Here is a 20,018-nt window from a genome sequence, read left to right on the forward strand (position 1 = left end):
GAAAAAACACCGCAGGCACCAAAAGCGCCTGCGGTGTTTATTTGACCAGTCCAAGGCTGGATCGACTATAGGGGAAATATCCGCCTACATGGCGCATTCCCGATCAGGAGTCAGCGGATTTCAACGCGCCGTCGTATCGCTGCTGGCCGCCACGATGGGGATATAGAACTCGCCGCCGGCGCGGTTGAATTCCTCGGCCTTGGCCTGCATTCCGGCGGCAATGCCTTCCTGCTCGGCCACGCCCTTGGCAGCGGCGAATTCGCGCACTTCCTGGGTGATCTTCATGGAGCAGAACTTGGGGCCGCACATGGAGCAGAAGTGCGCCACCTTGGCGCTGTCCTTGGGCAGGGTTTCGTCGTGGTAGGCCTGGGCGGTGTCGGGGTCCAGGCCCAGGTTGAACTGGTCCTGCCAGCGGAAGTCGAAGCGCGCCTGGCTCAGCGCGTCGTCGCGGGCGCGGGCGCCGGGGTGGCCCTTGGCGACGTCGGCGGCGTGGGCGGCGATCTTGTACGCGATGATGCCCTGCTTGACGTCGTCGCGGTCGGGCAGGCCCAGGTGCTCCTTGGGCGTGACGTAGCACAGCATGGCGGTGCCGAACCAGCCGATCATGGCCGCGCCGATGGCGCTGGCGATGTGGTCGTAGCCGGGGGCGATGTCGATGGTCAGCGGGCCCAGGGTGTAGAACGGCGCCTCGTGGCAGTGCTTGAGCTGCTCGGTCATGTTGGCCTGGATCATGTGCATGGGCACGTGGCCGGGGCCTTCGATCATGGTCTGCACGTCGTGTTTCCAGGCCAGTTGGGTCAGCTCGCCCAGGGTCTGCAGCTCGGCGAACTGGGCTTCGTCATTGGCATCCGAGGCGCTGCCGGGGCGCAGTCCGTCGCCCAGCGAGAAGCTGACGTCGTACTGCTTCATGATGTCGCAGATGTCCTCGAAGTGCTCGTACAGGAAGCTCTCGCGGTGGTGGGCCATGCACCACTTGGCCATGATGGAGCCGCCGCGCGAGACGATGCCTGTGCGTCGCTGGGCCGTGAGGTGGATGTAGGCCAGGCGCACGCCGGCGTGGATGGTGAAGTAGTCCACGCCCTGCTCGGCCTGCTCGATCAGGGTGTCGCGGAAGATGGGCCAGGTCAGGTCCTCGGCGATGCCGCCCACTTTTTCCAGCGCCTGGTAGATGGGCACGGTGCCGATGGGCACGGGCGAGTTGCGGATGATCCAGTCGCGCGTGGTGTGGATGTTCTTGCCGGTGGACAGGTCCATCACGTTGTCCGCGCCCCAACGGATGGCCCAGACCAGCTTCTCGACCTCTTCCTCGATGCTGGAGGTGACGGCCGAGTTGCCGATGTTGGCGTTGATCTTGACCTTGAAGTTGCGCCCGATGGCCATGGGCTCGATCTCGGGGTGGTTGATGTTGGCCGGGATGATGGCGCGGCCGCGCGCCACTTCGTCGCGCACGAATTCGGGCGTGATGATCTTGGGGATGGCGGCGCCCAGGCCGTTGCCGGCCAGGCGCGCCTCGCGCGCGGCGTCCTGCTGGTACTCGGCCATCCATTCGCGGCGGCCGTTCTCGCGCAGGGCCACGTATTCCATCTCGGGCGTGATGATGCCCTTGCGCGCGTAGTGCATCTGGGTGACGTTTCCGCCGCTCTTGGCGCGGCGCGGCTGGCGCTGCAGGGATGCGGCCTCGGCCCGCAGGCGGGCCACGCGCTCATCTTCCTCGCCGCGCTTGCCGCCGTCGTCCAGGGCCTGGCGCAGGCGGCCGGCGTAGTACTCGCTGTCGCCGCGCGACTCGATCCAGGCATTGCGCACGCCAGGCAGGCCGCTGCGCACGTCGATGGCCACGGCCGGATCGGTGTAGGGGCCCGAGGTGTCATAGACGCTGACCTGCTCGCCATTGGTCAGCTGGATATCGCGCACGGGCACGTTGAGGCCGCTGTGCAGGCTGCCTTGCAGATAGCTCTTGGTGGAGGCCGGGAACGGCTTGCGCGACTGCGCCAGCAGGTCGGAAAAACGCTGTGCGTCTGGAGCTTCGCCGGCTGCGGGGGTGAAGATGGAATCGGGAGCGTTCATGTCGGGTTCCTTGCGTTCAAAGCGTCGATCAACAACGCTCCGGGAACCGGACACTCCTTGGGCTGTGCCAAAGGCCGCGCACCGGGCTATGCCAGTGTGGGCCTGCCAGGGCCGTATGGCCTTGGCCCCTGGTTGCCACGCACGCCAAGGCGCACGAGCAGCCTTGGTTGGCAAGGGTCGATGCGCATCGGATGGTGGCCTGCCTGGCCGTTGCGGCCCTGCGTGTATCCGCCGTGGCGGATTTCCATCCTCTGACTTCGGCCCCGCTTCAGGGTCCCGCTCTTCTTCCGCCGGTATCAACCGGATCAAGTTCGTCGGGTTCGCCGCCTGGCCCATGCAGCGCATGGACCGGTTGGCATCTCAGTGCATCAGCACACCCCGGAGCAGAGCGCAGTATAGGGGATGGCAAGGCGCCCTTGCCCTGCGGGTTTGCCCAGGGGCCTGAAAGCCCTGCTCAGTCGAAGCCGCGCATCTGTGCCCATTCGGCCACCGGTGCGCGCGTGGCGCGCCAGCCGTTGATGGGGGCATCCTTGTCCTCGTAGCCCAGCGCAATGCCGAAGGCCACGTGGTAGCCCTCGGGCAGCGCCAGCGCCTGGGTCACGGCATCGTTGTAGCGGCGCCAGAAGCCCTGGGCGCAGGTGGCCAGGCCATTGGCGCAGGCCAGCAGCATGAAGGACTGCAGGTAGATGCCCAGGTCCACCCATTGCGGCAGGCCCATGCGCTCGTCCACGGCCACGATCAGGCCCACGGGCGCGCCGAAGAACTGGCCGTTGCGCGCCAGCTGCTCCAGCCGCGCGGGCTTGTCATCGCGCGGAATGCCCAGCGACTGGTACAGCTCCTCGCCATTGGCAAAGCGCCGGCTGCGGTAGGGCTCCCAGAGATTGGGCGGGTAGGACAGGCCGGGCTGGGCGTCCTGGGGCTCGGCTTCGGCAACGGCGGTGAGCAGCTGCTGCAGCGGCTCGCCCGTCAGCGCCAGCACGCGCCAGGGCTGCAGGTTGCCGCCCGAGGCCGCTTGTGCCGACTGTTCCATCAGGGAGCGCACCAGCGCCGCATCGGGCGACTGGGGCAGGAAGGCGCGCACGGAGCGGCGCGCATGCAAGGCCTGTTCAACGTTCATGCTGGTCGGAGTCTCCGGTCTTCTTGGGGGATCTTGGGGGATCTTTGGTGATCTTGTGCAGGCCTACTTGCCCATGATCTGGTCGATCTTGTCCTTCTGGAAGGCCTGCGGGCGCTCTGACTCGCAGGGCACGCAGTCGCCCACCTTGCTGCCGGCCGAGAGCTTGGCAATCGCCTCCCACAGCAGCGCGATCTGCTGCTCGTGCGCGGCCGCGCCATCGCTCAGGCCGCGCATGGCCTGGGCCACGGGGTCCATTTCCTGGGTGATGCCGTAGGCCGTGAACGGCTGGGGCGCGGCAGCCGACGGGACCTTGATGGCCTCGGACTTGGCAGATGCCAGGTCGTGCTCGGTCACATCGGCGCTGTGGCCGTTCTTGCTGGCGATGATGCGCGCCGGAATGCCCACGGCCGTGGCGCCTGCGGGCACGGGCTTGATGACCACGGCATTGCTGCCGATCTTGGCGCCGTCGCCCACCTCGAAGCCGCCCAGCACCTTGGCGCCCGCGCTGACCACCACATCGCGGCCCAGCGTGGGATGGCGCTTGGCGCCCTTGTACAGCGAGGTGCCGCCCAGGGTCACGCCGTGGTAGATGGTGCAGCCGTCGCCGACCACGGCCGTCTCGCCGATGACGACGCCCATGCCGTGGTCGATGAAGACGCGCTCGCCGATGACGGCGCCCGGGTGGATCTCGATGCCCGTGAGCCAGCGGCCGATGTGCGAGATGAAGCGCCCCAGCCACTTGAGGCCATGGTTCCAGCACCAGTGCGCCGGGCGTTGCAGCCAGATCGCATGCAGACCCGGATAACAGGTGATGACCTCCCAGGTGCTGCGTGCCGCAGGGTCGCGGTCGAGGATGCACTGGATATCGGAGCGCAGGCGGTCAAGCATCTAGGGGCTGGTTATTGTTGACAAGACCGCTCAGTCTAGCGTTTCGGTGGGGTGCTCTGCAGCATGGCCTTCGCAACACCGCGCAGGATGTGGATTTCCTCGGCGGTCAGTTGCGAGCGGTTGAAAAGCTGGTTGAGGCGCGGCATCAGCTTCTTGGGCGCGGCCGGATCGAGAAAGCCGATATGCGCCAGCGCCTGCTCCCAGTGGCCCAGCATGCCGGCCACCTGGGCCGCGTCGGCGCGCTGCGGCGCAGGCGTGTGCTCCACCACGGGAAAGCCGCCCAGCGCCTGGCGCCACTCATAGGCCACCACCTGGATGGCTGCCCCCAGGTTCAGCGAGCCGAACTGCGGATTGGACGGAATCGACAGCGCCACATCGCTGCGGTAGACATCGTCGTTGCTCATGCCGAAGCGCTCGCAGCCGAACAGGAAGGCCACGCCGGACTGGTTGCAGCGCGGCGCGGGAGCCGGTGCGGACACGGATGCATCGGTGGGCGGTGCCGCTTCATCGGCCGCATCGGGCACATCGGGCGCAGCCAGCACATCCAGCGCCCCGCTGAGCAGCAGCTCGAAATGCTGGCGCGGCGTGCGCGTGGGCGGGCCGAAGTCGCGCGGCGTCATGGCCGTGGCGCACAGGTGGCTGATGCCGTCCAGCGCCTCCTCCAGCGTCTCGACCACGCGCGCATTGCCCAGCACGTCCAGCGCGCCGCTGGCCCGCTGGATGGTCTCTTCCTTGCGCAGCACGTTGGGCCAGCGCGGGCGCACCAGCACCAGGTCGTCAAAGCCCATGGTCTTCAGGGCGCGGGCGGCGGCGCCCACATTGCCGGCGTGGCTGGTTTCTATCAGTACGAATCGGGTTTTCATGGCGTCGCTGGCCTGCCGGCGCCGGCAGAGCCCCCAAGACGGGACAGGTTGCGCAGCACAAAACGGACAAGGCGGGTAAAATTGCGCGCTATTGTCGCCGCCCCGCATCGCCGGACGCGGCTTTTTCCGTTCTTACCCGCGTCAAACAGCCTGCTTTTGCCAGAGAGGACCGTCCTCTCCTTGCACAGCCGCTGCTCCGCCAACGCCTCACAATCTATGTCGACCAACCTGCATCCCATGCTCAACGTGGCCATCAAGGCCGCACGCGCCGCCGGCGCCATCATCAACCGCGCGGCTCTTGACGTGGAATCCGTGCGTGTCGCACAAAAGCAGGTCAACGACTTTGTGACCGAGGTGGACAAGGCGGCCGAGCAGGCCATCATCGAAACCTTGCTGGGCGCCTACCCGGGCCACGGCATCCTGGCCGAGGAATCGGGCAACGAGTTCGGCGCCAAGAACTCCGACTACGTCTGGATCATCGATCCGCTGGACGGCACCACCAACTTCATCCACGGCTTCCCCGTGTACTGCGTGAGCATTGCCCTGTCCTTCAAGGGCAAGGTGGAGCACGCCGTGGTGTACGACCCCTCGCGCAACGACCTGTTCACGGCCACGCGCGGCCGCGGCGCCTACCTGAATGACCGCCGCATCCGCGTGTCCAAGCGCATCCAGCTCAAGGACAGCCTGATCTCCACCGGCTTCCCCTTCCGCCGTGGCGACAACTTCAAGCAGTACATGAACATGCTGGGCGACGTGATGCAGGAAACCGCAGGCGTGCGCCGCCCCGGCGCCGCCGCGCTGGACCTGGCCTACGTGGCAGCCGGCTTTGCCGATGGCTTCTTTGAAAGCGGCCTGCAGATCTGGGACGTGGCCGCCGGCAGCCTGCTGGTGACCGAGGCCGGCGGCCTGGTCGGCAACTTCACGGGCGAGGCGGATTTCCTGGAGCAGAAGGAATGTCTGGCGGGCAATCCGCGCATCTATGGCGCCCTGGTCGGCATCGTTGGCAAGTACAGCAAGTTTGCTTCTGCTGGCGAGAAGGCTGGTGTGCGGCAGGCTTTGGCGGATTCTGGTGAGGCGGCTCCGGCTGCTGAGGCTGAGGCTGCTGAATCTGAGCAGCAGCCTGAGGCCTGATTTCGGCTTCTCCTGTCTCTCTTTAAAACAGCTCCTTCAAGGGGCTGTTTTTCGTTGGGCGTGGGTTCGGTGCGCTTTTTGCCCCTGCCGGGGGGTTGCTTTTCGGGGCCGGGTCTCGGCCCGGCGGCCGACTGCCCTTTCTTGATTCGCCAAGAAAGGTCAGATCAAAGAAGGCGACCCGAATATCCACGTCCCTTCGCTTCGCTGCGGGCAACCTGCGCCGGGCCGCCTGCGGGGTTCGCCGTGAAACTCGTTGCGCGCTGCGCGCTTCACTCAAACATCACGGCGAGTCAGTTGACGAGGCAGTCCTGTCCTTCGGCAGGACTGCAACCCCGCAGGCGGCCCGACGCAGGCGTGGGCATACGGGAGGGGTGAGGGCCACGGCCATGGCCTCACGGCCTGGCCTGTGGCGCAGACTCTTTTACTTGACCCGCGCGTTGATCACGGCCTCGGCCACGTTGCGCGGTGCTTCGGCGTAGTGCTTGAACTCCATGGAGTAGGTGGCACGGCCTTGCGTTTGCGAGCGCAGGGAGGTGGCGTAGCCGAACATTTCGGACAGGGGCACTTCGGCCTTGATGGACTTGCCGCCGCCGGCCATGTCGTCCATGCCCTGCACCATGCCGCGCCGCGAGGACAGGTCGCCCATGACGGTGCCGGCGTAGTCTTCGGGCGTCTCGACTTCCACGGCCATCATGGGTTCCAGGATGACGGGGCTGGCCTTCCTGGCCGCTTCCTTGAAGCCGAAGATGGCCGCCATCTTGAAGGCCATTTCGTTGGAGTCCACGTCGTGGTACGAGCCGAAGGTCAGCGTGACCTTGACGTCCACCACGGGGTAGCCGGCCAGCACGCCGCTGGTCAATGCCTCTACCACGCCCTTTTCCACCGCAGGGATGTACTCGCGCGGCACCACGCCGCCCTTGATGGCGTCCACAAACTCGAAGCCCTTGCCGGGTTCCTGCGGCTCGACCGTGAAGACCACGTGGCCGTACTGGCCCTTGCCGCCGGACTGGCGCACGAACTTGCCGTCCACATCGGTGACTTTCTTGCGGATGGTCTCGCGGTAGGCCACCTGGGGCTTGCCCACGTTGGCTTCCACGTTGAACTCGCGCTTCATGCGGTCCACGATGATTTCCAGGTGCAGCTCGCCCATGCCGGCAATGATGGTCTGGCCCGATTCCTCATCGGTGCGCACGCGGAACGACGGGTCTTCGGCCGCCAGGCGCGACAAGGCGATGCCCATCTTTTCCTGGTCGGCCTTGGACTTGGGCTCCACCGCCTGGGCGATCACGGGTTCGGGGAAGACCATCTTCTCCAGCACGATGGGTGCGGACGGGTCGCACAGGGTCTCGCCCGTGGTCACGTCCTTCAGGCCCACGCAGGCGGCAATGTCGCCGGCGTGGATTTCATCGACCTCCAGGCGTTCATTGGCATGCATCTGCACGATGCGGCCAATGCGCTCCTTCTTGTCCTTGACGGAGTTGAGCACGCTGTCGCCCTTGTTGAGCACGCCCGAGTACACGCGCACAAAGGTGAGCTGGCCCACGAAGGGGTCGGTCATCAGCTTGAAGGCCAGGGCAGAGAACTTCTCGCTGTCATCGGCATGGCGCACGATGATGGAGCCGTCTTCGGCATGGCCCTCCACGGGCGGCACTTCCAGCGGGGAAGGCATGAGCTCGACCACGGCGTCCAGCAGACGCTGCACACCCTTGTTCTTGAAGGCCGAGCCGCACAGCATGGGCTGGATCTCGCCCGCAATGGTGCGCAGGCGCAGGCCGCGCAGGATGTCGGCCTCTGGCAGGTCGCCCTCTTCCAGGTAGCGGTTCATCAGGTCTTCGCTGGCCTCGGCAGCCGCTTCCACCATGGACTCGCGCCACTTCCTGGCGTCTGCCACCATGGCGGCGGGAATGTCCTGGTACTCGAACTTCATGCCCTGCGTGGCCTCGTCCCAGATGATGGCCTTCATCTTGAGCAGGTCCACCACGCCGGTGAACTGCTGCTCTGCGCCAATGGGCAGCACGATGGGCACGGGGTTGGCCTTGAGGCGGTCGATCATCATCTGCCGCACGCGCAGAAAATCCGCGCCCGTGCGGTCCATCTTGTTGACGAAGGCCAGGCGCGGCACCTTGTACTTGTTGGCCTGGCGCCAGACCGTCTCGGACTGCGGCTGCACGCCGCCCACGGCGTCATAGACCATCACGGCGCCGTCGAGCACGCGCATGGAGCGCTCCACCTCGATGGTGAAGTCCACGTGGCCCGGGGTGTCGATGATGTTGATGCGGTGCTGGTCAAAGCGGCCGTCCATGCCCTTCCAGAAGCAGGTGGTGGCCGCCGAGGTGATGGTGATGCCGCGCTCCTGCTCCTGCTCCATCCAGTCCATGATGGCGGCGCCTTCGTGGACCTCGCCCAGCTTGTGGCTCACCCCGGTGTAGAACAGGATGCGCTCGGTCGTGGTGGTCTTGCCGGCATCGATGTGCGCGGAGATACCAATGTTGCGATAGCGTTCTATGGGGGTATGGCGGGCCATGAAAGGACTCCTGGGTGCTGCGAAAGCGTAAGTGCGTGATCTGCCGGTTCGAAGGGTCGGATTCTCGCGGGGGTTGAATGAGGGTTGATGACAATTGGAATGTACGAAGACAATCGTACTATCTTCCGCAACTTCTTGCAGAACGATTCATGTTTTCACCACGCCATGCCCCTGTCTGCCAGATAACTGCCCGCGCCACGCCGCATCAGCGACGTGCGGCATTGCTTCCATGGCACAGTGGCGCCCCATCGATTGGATGACCCATGCTTGCCAACCACCCCGACCGCGAACAGATACGCCTGGAAAACCTGCTCAACGCCCTGGGCAACCCCCTGCGCCTGGCCGTGGTGCGCGCGCTGGCCGCAGGCCATGAGCGCGCCTGCGGCTCGCTGCTTCAGGGCCAGTCCAAATCCACCATGACCCACCACTGGCGCGTGCTGCGCGACAGCGGCGTGATCTGGCAGCGCCCCGACGGCCGGGAAAACCTGCTCTCCCTGCGCCGCGAAGACCTGGACGCGCGCTTTCCCGGCCTGCTGGACGCACTGCTGCAGGCCCTGGCCGAAGACCCGCTCACCGAACAGGTCACGGCGACCCACCTCAAACCCTGCCCCTGAAGCCCGACCCCTGCAACGCAGGCGGCAGCCCTGCGCCCTTGCGCCCTACCCCTTCACGGCAAGCGCCGCAGCAACGCCCTCATCCGCAAACCGCTTGGCCGCCTTGAGCAGATAGCTCACGGCATAGAGGATGGGGTCATCGGCCTCGTCGCCATTCAGATGGTCCACCACCTCGATGGCATAGCCCAGGTCCACCGCCGTGTCGTGCAGCAGGCCCAGCAGTTCCTTGTCCTGCGGCTCCAGCGACTGCGCCTGATCAGCCTTGGCGTAGTAGATGCGCAGCAGGTCGCGGCACACGCAGTTGATTGCCGTGACCTTGTGGCTGGCGTGCAGCTCCAGCACTTCGAGGGCAGCGCCCAGGTGCAGGACGGCGTCGATGGCCAGGTCGTCGAGGTTGGGTTGGGGGATGGAGGTCGGGTGCTCCATCGAAGGGGGCTTTGCGTGAGTCATGGCACGCAATTCTTGGTTCGAGGGGTGGTCTGGGCTACGTTTTCTTTAACTCATGGCGTGTTGCGTGGCGTGCCCGCTGCTCTGGCGGCCCGCAGACTGACTCCGCGGACACCGCGTTTTTCCTCGGGCGTTAGCCAACCTTGCCGACATTGAGCGGTCGCCCATGGGGAAGGTGGAGCGGGGGCAGTCCAAAGATAGGCGGAGTTTGTCTACCGGACCAAGGGCAGTCCATTTTGAGCTTTCTCGAACTGACCCTGCTCATTTCCAGCGCCCAGTCAGCTCCAGCCGGTGCGTGGTTCCTCTGATGAACGTGGCGCAGGCATCAAGCAGTTCGTCTGTAGGCCAGCGCGCCGGTCCTTTCAGGCTGCATTCCCAGATAGTCAAAGCTCTCCACCCCAGCAGATTCAATGAGTCATTGGCGCGGTGATCTCTGGCCCGGTTTGCTTCTATCTTGGCCTGCCAGAACTCCGGTCTTGTTGCAGGCAGTCTGAACATCGGGCAGTTATGCCCATGCCAGAAACAACCGTGCACGAAGACGACGACACGATGGCTGGCAAACACCAGGTCCGGGCGACCCGGAAGGTTGCGATCCTGCAGGCGGTAGCGCAAGCCCCTGGCGTGCAGTCCCCGCCGCACCACCATTTCGGGCTTGGTGTCTTTGCCCCGGATGCGGCTCATATTAAGTCGCCGCTGCTCGGCCGTCAGGACGTCAGCCACCGGCGACTCCGGCCGCAGCGTCTGCAACGATGCTCCTCAGGCTGACGCGCAGCTCGTCGCTGCTCATTCCCGGTCGGAGTGTCACCGCGCCGAACCTGAACTTCTCGCGATAGGCCGGATGAAACAATCGCCCGGGTACAGCTGTTTCCTTGAAGTCGTGGCCAAGGAACGGTACGTGGGGGGTCAGGAGGTAGGCTGCGGTCACGATGCCTGCCGGTACACCCCCGGACGTCTCCCGTACAAGCGCATCTCTGTAGGTGTGGATCGAGTTCAGGGCGTCATTCAGGCCGTCATCGATGCGGTACTTGGCATCCAGCACGATGACATGGCTCCCCGACGCGGTGAAGGTCCCGGCCATAACGACATCCGGAACCATGGTGCGGCTGAAGCTTCCGTGGCCGTCGGGCTCAACCCAGTACTCGCGGTACTGGCGTTGAAAGCACAGCATTCTGCCGGACCCGATGGACACTGATACAGAGCCTGCAGCAAGGGTGACTCCGCCAGCCGCATCAGTGAGAAACAGCGTTGTCATATCCAGGTCATCGGATCTGTATTCCTGAACTGCCGCTCTGAGCAGCCTGAGGAAGCACCAGAGTTCGTAGAGCTCGTATGTCCGGGCCAGGGGCATCTGCAGAAAATCACCGAACACAGCAGCCAGCCCGAGGTTCATGTCCTGCCAGAGCCGGTAGAAGCGCTGATACACAGGATCATTGCGGAACAGCGAGGTCATCTGCAATGTCGCAGATCCTTCCCCGACTTCGCCCATGAAGCCTGCGTGCGCGCATCGCGCTAGTCGTCGTGCAATGTGACGCGTACGCACTGCCCAGTGGCCGGCGGTTCCACGGCTTTCTGCGTCAGCATTCCGGTCTGTCCGGGCCAGCGCATCTGCAATGCTGCTGAGCCATGCTGACCACGCAAGGAGGCAGGCCTTGATTTGCCGGTGCTCATGAAGGTCGACGCTGTTGCTGCGCTGGCTGAGCCGGATTTTTGCGGGCAGTCTGCCATTCAGGGCAGCGGGAAGACGCGACGGTTTTGACGCCTCGGTTCTCACGATTCCCGTCCGGAAGGACCGGATGATCTCGGGCCCCGTTGCGCGTCGGGCTTTGTGCACTGGCACAGAAACCTCTTCAGCCCGCAGAAAGTGCCGCGGTGCCCGGGCGATGCTTTCGACGGCTGCAATGATGGCTTCCGCGCGCGAGCGCAGGTACTCAAGCCTTGCGAGAGGAGGAGGTCGGTTTCCTCTCTGGCGCGCGATGCTCTTGCGGAAGGCACTGAGAGAGAACAGTGCCTGGCTGTCTTCCAGCACCTCCCGGACCATGACATCAAAATCGTCGCGGGTCAGCTTGCGGATGTCGGGGTCTGTAGTGATCTCGAAGCGACGCAGTCCTACTCCGGGCAGTCGCAGCTGAGCCTCAACCATGCCGGCATGAAAGCCGGGAGCCCAACGCCACAGGGCCGTACCCTCCTCGCGCGAACGGAGCGCTTCGACCGCGACATCATCAATCAGCAGGTCAGCGTTTTGAGCCTGATCGCAGTCATGGAGCACAAAAAGGTACGACGAGCCTTCCCGGACAGCTCCGGCCGGGATCGGCTCCGGCTCAGGCCAGACTGACCACGTGCGTTGATCGCTCTCTCTCCGGATGCTCAGCTTTGCCACGGCTCACCGCATGGCCTGAAACGAGCCGTACTCGTCGAGGTCGGACTTCAGTCTGCTCAGCAGTGCCTGCGCCTTGGGCAGGCCGGCGCAGGTCTCCTTCAGTTTGTCCAGCAATGGCCGTTGGCGCTCACTGCCACGCAGTTTGACCAGCACTTTCTGAACCAGCAGTTGATCGCTGACGGTGTCGCTGTCGCTTTGCAGGTGCTTCGTATCAAAAGCGTGGTAACGGATGAATTCCTCAATCAACCGGTAGCCGAAGCCCAGCCCGTACTCCCGCATGAGTGCGTGAACTGCAGTGAGGCGAGGTTCCGCTGCGGCGCGGGCGTCATGCAGATCCGGGAAACGACCGGCGAGCGACGCCAGGAACCCGGGAACATCAACCTCGGACATGTCGATCACTGATGCACGGTCCAGAACCTTGTCGCTGACAGGGTTGGTCGTCTCGTCGACGTTGATCGTGCCGATGATGAACAGGTTCGGAGGAATCGGCAGCTCAGCCCGGATGCTGGCACCTGTTGTGCCTTCCAACGGAACTCCGTTGGAGTGCAACTGAAGGGCGCCTCCGGTTTCCATCGCCGAGAGAACGTCGGACAGGTAGTACTCGATCCTTGCCAGGTTCATCTCGTCCAGGATGACGAACACTGGCGATTCTCTGTGCGCGGTGGCCACCAGCACGGCCTCAAGGAAGATCGGCACGACGTAGCGGTTGGTGAGGACGTCGTAGTAGCCGGTCAGACCGGTCGGATCAGTCCACTCTGGACGGACAGGGCACTCGAACAGGAGTGGGTCAGACGCTTTGACATCGGCCAGCCCGTGCACTGCGCGCGCGTACTTCAGCGCCAGCTGTGTTTTCCCCGTGCCGGAGAGGCCGGAGAGGATCACAAAGTGCTTGTGTTCAAGGAAGTTCAACGCCGCGTGGAAGCGACGGACTTCGCCATTAGGGTAGTGACCGCCCAGAGATCCGACTGCAGCCTCGATGTCTGAGACCGGGATAGATGCGGGCATCCGACGCATTGCCGGGCTGAGCGTCGCGGAGTCACTCCACACAGGGAGTTCGTGGATCTTCTGCTGGCCGACTAGACTGCCAAGCCATCCGATGAACTCTCGTGCCAAAAGACTTCGCCGTGCTGAAGCCGTTGGCGGATACAGCGCAACAACGATTTCGTCGGGCTCGGTTGAGGGTCCGAACGGAGAGAGCTCGAACTTCAGGCTGTCCCAGAATTTTGCGTTGCGCAACCAGAGCCTGCCATCGCCAGCCAGATAGACAGGGACCAGATTGTTCCGTGCGCTGTACTTGATGGCGCTCCCAGGCGATTCGCTGGAGTCTTCCGCCTCGCCTTGCGATTCCAGTGCGAAATCCTCATCAGCCTCTGCCGGCGCCGCCTTGCTGGCGGCACCCAGCCGCTTCATCTCGGCAAGGCGGGCAAGAAAGCTTGACCGGTCGTTGCGGATCAACACCGCAAAATAGACCTCATCCTCCGGCGGAAACCGAAGGACACAGCCGAAGATCAGCGCTTCGGCATCTTCCTTGACGTTGTCCAGATTGACCACGCCGAGCTGGATCCCTCCTTCGACGATCTTGGCGCTGTTTGATACGCCAAAAAGCTCGCGGGGACGGACGCCTTTCGATGTGCCGAAGTGCTTCTGTGCTGCTTCAAGAAACTGCCGCTGCCGCTCGACGAGGTTCATCCACTGCTTCCTTGTTGTTCGCTGCTTGGCGGAGGGTCTGCATCATCTGGGTGGCTATCGCACGGGCGAGCAGTGGCGGAACAGCATTTCCGATCTGCTTGAACGCCGGGTTCATCGTGCCGCTCAGGCGGAAGCCATCTGGAAACGACTGCAGGCGCGCTGCCTCACGCACGGAGATCGTTCGGGCCTGTTTGCTGTCGTAGTGGATATGGCTGTAGCTGTCTTTACCCAGGTGGGCCATCAGTGTCCGTGCAGGCTGATCCTTCCACATCTTGCGCCACTTGTTCGGGAACTTGCTCGCGTCATACGGGGGAACGATCGAATCCCACAACGCTTTGTATCTGGCCGAACCTTCTGGCATCTTGTCGCCGCGTGCTCTGGCTGCAGCAAGCCTTTCCTCAAACATGGTGACCGCATGCTCATACGCCTGCGGGTACTGATCGCCAGGATTCATGCGCGCGAAAAGCTCATAGTCCCGGGGCAGATAGCGGATAACGTGGTCCGACGGGCCTTCCTTCGGCCCTGCATGGCCTGGCCAGTTGCGCATCAGCTCTGCGTAAGCCGATGGCTTCTTGCGGTTGTATCCCACCGGCGTGTCAAAACGCCTCGCACCGCGCGCGATCTTGCCTTCAGCCAGAAGCTCACGGGCATTGATGGCGGGCAGATCTGCCAGTGCCTCTTCGGCGGTGACGGCCGGCGGCAGGTCCGGACTGGCCGCAGGTGGCGCAATGTAGGAGTGGGCATCACCCACGAGATCGCGCAATGTCTTCAGCGCTACCGAGCGCGAGCCTTCGTAGCCGGGCGGCAGGACCAGCCAGTGCGTTGGAGAAGGAAAGGTCACCTCGGCTGCAAGCTCATGACGGTAGGCGATCAGGAACATCCTCTCGCGCATCTGCGGGACACCGTAGAACGCCGCATTGAGCAGGGTGTATCCGCAGACATAGCCTTTGGCTTCCAGAACCTCACAGGTCTCCTGCGCAATGTTCTGTCCACCGTGATTCAGGATGTCCGGCACGTTCTCCATCAGAACCGCGAGCGGCTGGAACGCGTCGACGTACTCCAGGTACTTCTTGTACAGCTGGGCACGGGGGTCATGGATGAAGGCTTCAGGATGCTCTTCAATCTCCCGAAGCTTGGAGCGGCCGACACGGGCGAAGGCCTGACACGGCGGGCCTCCGACAACAACATCAAAAGCTTCTGCGACAGGACCAAGTCCCAGCTGCAGGCTCAGTGCGGCCGGCGTGGTTTTGGTAATGTCGATTGGCTCGCTGTGGGCCGGTGCACCATCGTGAAAGTTCAGACCATGTGAGCGCGCCGCGTCCGGATCAAACTCAACAGCGCCACGCATGTCGAATCCTGCGGCCTCGAAGCCGAGAGAGATGCCGCCGCAGCCGGCGAAGAGATCAAGTACGCGTGGCTTGCCTGCCGCCTTCAGCCGTTCAAGCTTGCGGAGGATGATGTCATTGTTCATTAGTGCTGGCCCTGCTTGCTGGGGAGCCTGAGTGGCAGTGGCAGCTGTCCCTGGTTGTCTTCCAGGAACCGCTGAACTGCCATGCGGATGACCCAGGCAGAGGAGACATGGTTTGCATCTGCCATGGCCTGGACCTGGAGGTGCGTGTCCTCTGGCAGCATGACAGAGGTTCTGACGGTCTTGCCGTCAGGAGCGATCGGACTGCGTGCCATGGGTTCGTCACCGGTGTATGTTTAGTGGTGCTATTATGCACCAATACACATATTTAAACACCACAGGTTGCCGATGCCCACTATGGGCGTGAGGGCTGTTGATGGCGGGTAAACACAGGGGGGAGCATGGCAAGAAAGCTGGCGCTCAAGCGCCTGACGGCTTCGGATCTGACGTTATTCAAATGGCACTTGGCGAATCGCCCGGCAGGTAGCCAGAAAGCGTTCAACTTGGACACTCGCATTCTTGTCGGGGGGCTGTACCCATTGCTCGGAGATCCCCCGCTCGTGCCGCGCCCACGCTATCCGTTGGACCTGTACTTGTTTGGCCCCGGCCTAGCCACGGTGAACAATCTCCAGCGAAAGATCCTGAAGCAGGAGAAAAACTGGCGCCTCAACGGCGAACTGATCGATAACCCGGTTGAGGACCCTGAGCGCTATAACGTGCTTGTTCCTGGAGATTTTGCACTTATTGAATTTGCGGGCGACGCATACCCCACAACAGCCAATATAGCTCTGGTTTCAGAGGCCACGGCGTCGGACGCCAGTCTTCATGCAGAGCTCAGTCGCAGATATACAAGCGGCTCGATGTGGCTTTTGGATGAAAAAATAATATCCAGCGTGCTTGCGTCTGCACGTGCCGGCCCTGACCATCCATTGCACGAGTGGATTCAGACAGATGTTCTTGAAGATGCGGCGCTGGGCGGATACTCTGGAGTTTCCGCAGTCAATGCTCGCACAGGCAGACGTGGTATCAGCCCTGAGGACTTCTTGCGCTCACGCAGGTTTGCTGAGGCAACGGGAGTGGCCGGAGAAGAGCTGTTGAATTCATACTTCGAGTCTGAACTTCAACAGGGACGCATCGCGGAATTTGAATGGAGTTCAAGCGTCAACGCAGTTTCACCTTTTGACTTCAAAATTTTCCACACAAATAGTGCGAAATTTCGGTTGATAGACGCGAAAAGTACTGCCGGTAAATTTGGAAATCCGATACACCTTTCCTATAGTGAACTATCGAGGGCTGTTAAAGGGCCGGAGCCCTATGATATATATCGTCTGTATGAAATTTCCGAGTGCGGAGGGAAGATGCGAGTTGCTCGCGACATAGGGCCGGCTCTTCGTCAGACTCTAGAAATATTAGAAACATTGCCGAGGGGGATGGCGGTAGATGGCATCTCCGTGAAGCCGGAAATTCTGAACTTCTCTATGGAAATAAATTTTATTGAAAATTCATTCAAGGAATAGTTTGAATGATTGTTTGGCAGGTTATGTTGCCCGGCATTCCTTAAGGGGCTATTCAGGCATCTGAAATATATCCTGTAATAAATGCAAGATTGCTGATCAGAAGGAGTAAATATGGTTGAGGCAGAAAAGGAGTATCGACTTCCGGTGAAGACCGCGAGCCATGTGCTAGCTTTGCTTGGTGATCAGCTGATCGGCGATGAAAAATTCGCAATTTTCGAGTTGGTTAAAAATGGATACGATGCGGACGCGAATAAGGTAACCGTAACATTAAAACTTGATGAAGGCATTGATAGTTATGTCTCTGTCCAGGATGACGGTCATGGAATGGGTGCTGAATCAATCGAGGATGGTTGGCTTTTTATCGGGCATAGCTATAAGCGTTTTGCGCGGCTTACAAGGTCGCCGAAATATGAACGGCTGCCCCTTGGTGAAAAGGGCGTGGGAAGGCTGGCGGCCTTTAAGTTAGGGCGGCAGCTGTTACTCATAACGCGCAAGGAAGATGAGCCGGAATATGAAGTCCGGCTTGATCTGGATGAGCTTATAGGTCAGGGTTCGCTTATGCAGGATCTGTCTGCGACTCTGCGTACCAGAGAGCATGGAAAGTTCTTTCCCGCGGGGAAAACTGGAACTAGGATTGAAATCCGGTCCCTCCGGCGGGCAACCTGGACTCGTGGGGATATCCGCAGGATGCAGCGGCTGGTCACCAGCTTGGCCAGTCCATTCGCAACACCTGATAATTTTCAAGTTCATCTGGCTGTTCCAGGCAGAGAGCGTGAGTTGGCGGATACGTTGGGGCTGCGTCAGTTTCTCGACAACGCGCCCTGGTTTTTTGAGTTCAGCATTGATGAGGATGGTCAATACACGTGGAAGTACGAGTTTCGGCCTCCAAACTGGAAAGATCTGAAATATCGCAATGCGGGCGAGAGGAGTACGTCATTGCTTCTGCTTCAAGAGGAAAATGACGAATTTTCAGACTCAAGCGCACGCGACAGGTCGACATGTAGCGCAAATGATTTGGCCGGCATTGGGCCCATAAGTGGTGTTGTTTACGGTTACTTTCGCAGGTCTGAGGTCTTGAAGTCATCAGGGGCTCAACAGCAACTGACTATGTGGCTCGACGATCAGACAGGCGCCCGAGTTTATCGCGATGGGGTACGTATCTTTACGTACGGCGAGAAGGCAGACGACTGGTTGGGCTTAAATATAAGAAGAATCAACCGACCGACGGGTAAATTCGGCACCAATTCGGTGGTCTCTGCGATAAATATTGAGAGCAGTGCGAGTATTGGGCTTATTGAAAAAACAAACCGAGAGGGTTTTAATGAGAATGAAGTATTCAGGAGATTTAGGCGGATCGTTCTGAGCGCATTTGACCATTTCGAGCGGACCCATGCGGAAGATAGAGCAAAACTTGTGCTTGCCCTAAAGGGTGTCGATCCTGAAGCGCCACCTGTGCGTCTTGCGACTGCTCTCGATAATGTAAAGCGCGCCGTTTCTAAAGATAAGCAGCTTGCCACCGCACTCGATAGTGACATAAAGACGATTGAGAACGAATTTGAAAAAATGCGCGATGTCATGGTCGCGGCTGGATCATCTGGCTTGAATCTGGCGCTTGTCGTTCATGAAGTTGAGCGTGCAGTGGAGGGAGTCGGCAAGGCGATGGATGCGCGTGCCTTCGATGTGGCGACGTCTCAGTTGGCCCATTTGAAATCCTTACTCAAGGAGATAGGACCTCTTTTGCGCAAGGAGCCGGCGCGCCAGATAGCTGTAACAAAGGTTGTTAAGGCGGCCTTGAGTTTTTATGAGGCCCGATTTTCGGGGCATAAAGTTGCACTTAGCTGCCCTGTGCTCACAGGTGACGATCCTGATTTTAAAGTAAAGGCGCCTAGCAATTTGTTGATCAGTGCGATTGCAAATGCAGTAAATAATTCCCTCTTTTGGGCGAGGGTGCCGCGCGATACACAAGCGGACCATATTCCAGCAGTTGCCGTTAGAACATCGTGGAATGCTGAGACAAATAGCGGACTTATTGCTGTAATCGACAATGGACCGGGATTTACTTTGTCTAAGGATCAAGCAATTCAGCCTTTCATTTCTACGCGACCTGGCGGTATGGGGCTGGGTTTGTATTTTGCAGACCAGACAATGGAAATTTGCGGTGGATCCTTTGAGGTTACATCGGCATGTGAATTGAAGGATGAGCTTGAAGTGCCTGACGCCTATAACGGTGCTGCGGTGGTTTTTCGCTTTGGAGGGATTCGATGATTTTTTCACCAGTCCGTGCTATTGCAATTGATAACAATAGCCTTGAGTTGATCTCAATCGTCAATGGGCTTTCTGGTCGGGGGATAGCATGTAGTGCACACTTGTACGATTCCGGGGATCTGATTCCGGCGCCACCTGCGGGTGGCTATCCGCACCTTCGTCTCGCGTTCGTAGATATGAATCTTTTGGATGCGGCTGGATTTGAAGCAAAGAATGTAGCTTCAATAATTGCATCAGTTCTGAAGAATGTGGTTGCTGAAAATTGTGGTCCATACTGCCTTGTGTTCTGGACAAGCTTTCCGGATAAGGTCAATGAAGTAAGTCCTGAAGTTCTGCGCCAATTGAAGCAGCAAGGTATTCCACAGCCTTCAACGGTCACTTGTCTAGGAAAGGCTGAAGTGGTTCCTTTGACCAATGATCGTTCGACTGAGGAAATAAACGTTGGATTGCGCTCTCATTTTGAAGAACAGGCAAAAATTGGGGAAAATCTCGAGAACTCTCTCGCAGAAGTGCTGAAAAAATCTGGTGCGGCTGCATTAGCCAGCGCTTGGGAGACGATGCTTTGTGAGGCGGCATCGAGCACATTTTCGCAGTTATACGGCCAAGCTAAAAGTGTTAATGAGGCCCAGGCTGGTCAAGTATTCGCAGACCTGCTCGCCATAATTGCCACTGAAGCGGTGGGGCAGAAAAATGCTCGTGATGAACCTCTGGTTGCATTGACAGAAGGCCTTTTGGAGCTGGTGGTGGATCACTTGCGATCCGCCGCCAGTGCAATAACTGCTGACGAGATAGTCAAAGCAGAGCTTTCGCAGAAGATTAAGAATGGAATCGATCCACTTCCTGTCACGACAATCGCGCAGGTTAATCGCTTATTCCAGATTGAGCTTCTTGACAAGGGAAAGTTTCCCACTCGTACGTTGCGGGGATTGACCCTCAAGCCTTCAGACGGATTTCTCAAGGCATGGGGGGGGGGGGGGGGGGACATCTGACGCTGCCGACGAAATGCGAACAGTGTAGATGTCGGGGGGCGGGGGAGGTGAGGGAGGGGGGGGGGGGGGGGGGGGGGGGGGGGGGGGGGGGGGGGGGGGGGGGGGGGGGGGGGGGGGGGGGGGGG

16 protein-coding genes and 1 riboswitch are annotated in these 20,018 nt (G+C 61.0%); of the genes, 5 read left to right on the forward strand and 11 right to left on the reverse strand.

Annotation, left to right across the window (positions count from 1 at the left end; all coding sequences use genetic code 11):
* Positions 1-120: 120 nt before the first annotated feature.
* From thiC to JHD82_RS08790, 4 genes are all read right to left on the reverse strand, one after another.
* Positions 121-2,064 (reverse strand): phosphomethylpyrimidine synthase ThiC, encoded by a 1,944-nt coding sequence (gene thiC, locus JHD82_RS08775; protein ID WP_017407427.1) that lies wholly within the window; start codon positions 2,062-2,064, stop codon positions 121-123.
* Positions 2,065-2,329: 265 nt separating this feature from the next.
* Positions 2,330-2,455: riboswitch (TPP riboswitch) on the reverse strand.
* A gap of 63 nt (positions 2,456-2,518) precedes the next feature.
* Entirely contained in the window at positions 2,519-3,181 is a 663-nt protein-coding gene (locus JHD82_RS08780) for a nitroreductase (protein WP_012204232.1), read from the reverse strand.
* 63 nt (positions 3,182-3,244) lie between these two features.
* A complete protein-coding gene (gene cysE / locus JHD82_RS08785; protein ID WP_012204231.1) occupies positions 3,245-4,069 on the reverse strand; it encodes a serine O-acetyltransferase in 825 nt (274 codons plus the stop codon).
* Positions 4,070-4,104: 35 nt separating this feature from the next.
* On the reverse strand, positions 4,105-4,932 hold the full coding sequence (locus JHD82_RS08790; protein ID WP_199136030.1) for an RNA methyltransferase: 828 nt from the start codon (positions 4,930-4,932) through the stop codon (positions 4,105-4,107).
* Between the two features lie 216 nt (positions 4,933-5,148).
* On the opposite strand from JHD82_RS08790, the gene JHD82_RS08795 reads away from it, so the two are divergent.
* Positions 5,149-6,063 (forward strand): inositol monophosphatase family protein, encoded by a 915-nt coding sequence (locus JHD82_RS08795; protein WP_016453855.1) that lies wholly within the window; start codon positions 5,149-5,151, stop codon positions 6,061-6,063.
* Positions 6,064-6,484: 421 nt separating this feature from the next.
* Here the strand turns inward: JHD82_RS08795 and fusA are convergent, their stop codons facing one another.
* A complete protein-coding gene (fusA, locus tag JHD82_RS08800; RefSeq protein WP_047219361.1) occupies positions 6,485-8,587 on the reverse strand; it encodes an elongation factor G in 2,103 nt (700 codons plus the stop codon).
* 263 nt (positions 8,588-8,850) lie between these two features.
* On the opposite strand from fusA, the gene JHD82_RS08805 reads away from it, so the two are divergent.
* Entirely contained in the window at positions 8,851-9,201 is a 351-nt protein-coding gene (locus tag JHD82_RS08805) for a helix-turn-helix transcriptional regulator (RefSeq protein WP_199136032.1), read from the forward strand.
* A 45-nt stretch (positions 9,202-9,246) separates the two neighbouring features.
* Here JHD82_RS08805 and JHD82_RS08810 read toward each other — a convergent pair whose 3' ends face one another.
* The 6 genes from JHD82_RS08810 to JHD82_RS30455 all read right to left on the reverse strand — a co-directional run bounded on the left by JHD82_RS08810 (position 9,247) and on the right by JHD82_RS30455 (position 15,397).
* Positions 9,247-9,651, reverse strand: coding sequence for a hypothetical protein (locus JHD82_RS08810; RefSeq protein ID WP_233174671.1), 405 nt, complete (start codon positions 9,649-9,651; stop codon positions 9,247-9,249).
* 258 nt (positions 9,652-9,909) lie between these two features.
* Positions 9,910-10,368, reverse strand: a complete 459-nt coding sequence (locus JHD82_RS08815; protein WP_199136034.1) for a very short patch repair endonuclease — start codon at positions 10,366-10,368, stop codon at positions 9,910-9,912.
* Positions 10,361-12,025: a DUF2357 domain-containing protein gene (locus tag JHD82_RS08820; protein WP_199136036.1), complete on the reverse strand. Its 1,665-nt coding sequence runs from the start codon at positions 12,023-12,025 to the stop codon at positions 10,361-10,363. The genes JHD82_RS08815 and JHD82_RS08820 overlap by 8 nt, the downstream gene beginning before the upstream one ends.
* A 3-nt stretch (positions 12,026-12,028) precedes the next feature.
* Positions 12,029-13,714: an McrB family protein gene (locus tag JHD82_RS08825; RefSeq protein WP_199136038.1), complete on the reverse strand. Its 1,686-nt coding sequence runs from the start codon at positions 13,712-13,714 to the stop codon at positions 12,029-12,031.
* The gene (locus JHD82_RS08830; RefSeq protein WP_199136040.1) at positions 13,680-15,185 is read right to left on the reverse strand and encodes a DNA cytosine methyltransferase; all 1,506 of its coding nucleotides are present in this window, start codon (positions 15,183-15,185) and stop codon (positions 13,680-13,682) included. Before JHD82_RS08830 ends, JHD82_RS08825 begins: the two co-directional genes overlap by 35 nt.
* Positions 15,185-15,397, reverse strand: coding sequence for a CopG family transcriptional regulator (locus JHD82_RS30455; protein ID WP_199136042.1), 213 nt, complete (start codon positions 15,395-15,397; stop codon positions 15,185-15,187). Before JHD82_RS30455 ends, JHD82_RS08830 begins: the two co-directional genes overlap by 1 nt.
* Before the next feature lie 126 nt (positions 15,398-15,523).
* Here JHD82_RS30455 and JHD82_RS08840 point away from each other — a divergent pair, with 126 nt between their 5' ends.
* The 3 genes from JHD82_RS08840 (at position 15,524) to JHD82_RS08850 (ending at position 19,893) form a co-directional block, all read left to right on the forward strand.
* Positions 15,524-16,639 carry a DUF3883 domain-containing protein gene (locus JHD82_RS08840; protein WP_199136044.1) on the forward strand — a complete coding sequence of 372 codons (1,116 nt, stop codon included), beginning with the start codon at positions 15,524-15,526 and terminating at the stop codon, positions 16,637-16,639.
* Between the two features lie 111 nt (positions 16,640-16,750).
* A complete protein-coding gene (locus JHD82_RS08845; protein ID WP_199136046.1) occupies positions 16,751-18,904 on the forward strand; it encodes an ATP-binding protein in 2,154 nt (717 codons plus the stop codon).
* Positions 18,901-19,893: a hypothetical protein gene (locus JHD82_RS08850; protein WP_199136048.1), complete on the forward strand. Its 993-nt coding sequence runs from the start codon at positions 18,901-18,903 to the stop codon at positions 19,891-19,893. The genes JHD82_RS08845 and JHD82_RS08850 overlap by 4 nt, the downstream gene beginning before the upstream one ends.
* The last annotated feature ends 125 nt before the right edge of the window (positions 19,894-20,018 follow it).

The sequence above is a fragment of the Delftia sp. ASV31 genome, assembly GCF_016428765.1.
Classification (GTDB): Bacteria; Pseudomonadota; Gammaproteobacteria; order Burkholderiales; family Burkholderiaceae_C; genus Comamonas; species Comamonas acidovorans.